Genomic DNA, 3,094 nt, shown 5'->3' on the forward strand with positions numbered 1-3,094 from the left:
CGACGGTCACCGTCATCGGCAGGGCGCTGCCCAGCAGTCCCGGCACGGCGGCGGCGTCCCGCAGCGCCAGGTCGCGGCCGGAGAAGTGCACGTCGAAGCTGACCGGCGCGGCCCCCCGCGCGCCCGCCGCGCGGTACAGCAGCAGGGCCCAGACCGCGTGCAGCACGCTGCTCTCCCCCGCGCCCTGGAGCGCGGCCCAGGCGCGCAGCCGTGCCGTGTGGTGGGGCCGCAGCCGGCGCTGGACCCGGCCGGTGCCGCCCTGGTGGGTGCTCCCGCCGGGGCGGCCCGGGCTCACCGCCGCGTGGCGGGGCGGACCGGCTCCCGCCCAGAACTGCCGTGCGCCGTCCGGCGCCAGGCCCGCGACCCACGCGGCGTGGTCGCGGATGTCGGGCCGTCGCTCGCCGCCGGGCACCGAGCCGCCGGCGAGGTAGGCGCGGTAGAACTCGCGTACCAGCAGGGACGCGCCGCGCTCGTCGAGCAGGGCGCGGTGGTAGCTCATGAGCACGCGCGTCGTCGGCCGGACGGCGGGCGGACCGTCGAGCAGGGCGAGGCGCAGCAGTCCTGGCCGGTGCAGGGCGAACTCCCGCTCCCGGTCCCGGCGCTGGAGCTCGCTCCAGCCGACGCCGGCGGCGCCGTGCCGGGCGATCTCGACGGAGGCATGGTCGTGGATGACCAGCCGGGGCGCCGCGGTCCAGTCGAACGCGGCGCGCAGCACGGCCTCCCGCTCGGCGACGGACTGCCAGGACGCCGTGAACAGCGGGACGTCCAGCGGTCCCGACCAGGTCCAGCAGAGCTGTTCGATGTGCCGGCCCGGGCCGTCCTGCCCGGTGAGGGCCGCGGTCAGCAGGTCGCGCTGGTGCCCGGTCACCGGGATCGTCTCGGCGTCCGGCGCTTGCAGCAGATCGGCCAGCAGTTCCTCGGTGGCGTCCGGCCGCGTGGCCCCGGGTGCGGTGCGGTCCGGGGTCAGGCGCAGCAGGTGACGGCCGGTGCCGTCGTCGTCGAGGGTCACCGCGCAGGTGCGGTGCCGCAGCGCCAGGCGGGCGGCGACCGCCTCGGCCTGTGCCGTGTCGAGGAGTTCGCAGAGCTCGAACAGGACCGGCGCCGCGGCTGACGTGCCGTCAGGCTCGTGGAGCACGACGGGCACGGTGTCCGCGTGCGGCTGATGGCTGCTCATGCGCTGCTCCGGGCCGCGGGCGCCACGGGCACGGCCGCGCGGTGGCCCCGCTCCCTGCCCTCCTGTTCGCGTCGTCTCTGGGCGCGGTCCGCCGCGCCGTACGGGGACGAGGGGCGTGTGCTCCGGCGGGGCCTCATCGTCCGGCGGGGTGTCCCGGCCCCGCGGACTCTACGGTCGGCGCGGGCGGGACGGCCGGTCCCACCAGTTCGCCCGGAGTGTGCCGAGAGCGGACCTCCAGCGGGCCGTCGCGGTGCGCCTCGCTGACCAGGTAGCGGTCGCCGACCAGGTGGGTGGCGAAGGACCAGCCGGGCGCGGCGGCGGAGGGCTCGGCGAGCGCGGCGCGGCCCTCGGCGTCCCAGGTGAAGCCCACGGCGTTGAAGCGGCGCCGCATGCCGTGTCCGAGCGCCTTGGTGTACGCCTCCTTGAGCGTCCACAGCCGCAGGAACCGCAGCCGGCGTTCGTCCTCGGGCAGCGCGTCGAGTTCCCCGGCCTCCTCGGGTGTGCACACCTGGGCCCGGAGCAGGGCGTAGGAGGCCTCCCGGTCGACGGATTCGGTGTCGACGCCGACGGGCCCGCTGCCGCTGACGGCGACGACGACGAGTTCCTCGGTGTGGGCGAGGCTCAGATGGAGTTCCTCGCCGAATCCGCGCAGCACGGGCCGGCCGCCGGGCTGGTAGGCGATGTCGAGGTCGGCCGGGGCGGCCTCCAGGACGGCGGCGGCCGTGTACTTGATGACCATGCGCGACACGGCGAAGGTGAACCGGTCCGCCGCGGCGGGCGTCTGCCGGTAGCGCGGCCAGTCGCGCCCGAGCAGTCCGCGCAGCTCCGGGTCGAGGAGGGCGGCGTACAACCACTCGCCCCAGGTGGTGTGCACCACGACCCGGCCGGTGGCGCGGGCCCGTTCGTGCACGTCGTCCCAGGGGGCGTCGGGGCCCGGCAGGTGCACGGGCGGCGCCACGAGCGGGTGCGCGGTCATGTCTGTCTCCCGGTTCACTCGTGCCTCACCACAGCAGCTTCGTGGCGCGGGCGTCGCAGTCGACGCCCCGCCGGGTCCGCTCGGCCAGTTCCGTCCAGACGCGGGTGCGCGGCGTGGCCGGGTGGCCGGGCAGGGGGGTGCCCAGGCGGTGGGCGACGCGTTCCAGCGCGAGCAGGATCCAGTCGGGGCGGCCGAGGAAGGGGTCACCGGTCCGCGCGGCGGCCCGCGCCACCCCCAGGGCGGCCCCGGCGAGCAGGACGGTGGCGGAGCGGTCGGCCAGGGCGCGGGCCGCCGGGTGCGCCGGGCCCGCGGGTTCGGCCGCCGCGCAGGCGCGGTGCACCGCGCGCTGCTCCACGGCCAGGCGGCGTACGGTGCGCGCGAGCGCGGCCCGCGCCGGGTCGTCCCCCTCGGTGGCCGCGCGGTGAACGTCCGTGCCGGCCGTGCCGGTCAGGGCGGACGTGAGGGCGCGGGCCCAGCGGGCGCCGGTGGTTCGGGCGCCTGTGTCCGGCGCGGGACGGTCCAGCCGGAACAGACCGGGGATCCCGGTCTCGTCCGGGGCGGCGGGCGCGGTCTCGGGCAGCAGGCGCACCAGCCGGGTCTGGTGCGCCGCCGCGGCGGTCCAGTCGACACCCGCCGCGGGCCGGTGCGCCTGGAGCGCCGCCAGGGCCCGGCGTTCGGTGCTGTCGGGGCCGAACCCGGTCTCGTGCAGCACCAGTTCGAGGTCGTCCAGCAGATCGCCGACGAGGTGCGGGACGAGGTATCCGGCCACGGCGACGGGCAGCGCGTCCGCGCGGTCGTCGGGGCGCGTGCCGCGCAGGGCGACCGCGGTCAGGCACTCGCAGGCCAGCAGGTCGGCGAAGACGGCGGCGAGGGCCGACTGCCATTGGCGCGCGGCCGGTTCGTGGGGCGCGAGGACGTCGACCAGACGGGCCGTGGTGTACAGC

General features: G+C 77.6%; 3 protein-coding genes. All 3 read right to left on the bottom strand.

Annotated elements, in window-relative coordinates; all coding sequences use genetic code 11:
• The coding region (locus K377_RS40790) for a condensation domain-containing protein (RefSeq protein ID WP_237551457.1) at nt 1–1,174 on the bottom strand (1,174 nt) is incomplete at its 3' end.
• A gap of 133 nt (nt 1,175–1,307) precedes the next feature.
• Nucleotides 1,308–2,150, bottom strand: a complete 843-nt coding sequence (locus K377_RS40795; RefSeq protein ID WP_111668681.1) for a 4'-phosphopantetheinyl transferase superfamily protein — start codon at nt 2,148–2,150, stop codon at nt 1,308–1,310.
• Nucleotides 2,151–2,175: 25 nt separating this feature from the next.
• On the bottom strand, nt 2,176–3,094 hold a 919-nt coding region (locus tag K377_RS41985; protein ID WP_111668682.1), incomplete at its 5' end, for a hypothetical protein.

The organism is Streptomyces sp. PsTaAH-137 (genome assembly GCF_003259365.1).
GTDB lineage: Bacteria > Actinomycetota > Actinomycetes > Streptomycetales > Streptomycetaceae > Streptomyces.

Bases quoted from the DNA above. Each gene is read 5' to 3' on its own strand.
- K377_RS40795 (WP_111668681.1), bottom strand. From the start codon at position 2,150: ATGACCGCGCACCCGCTCGTGGCGCCGCCCGTGCACCTGCCGGGCCCC.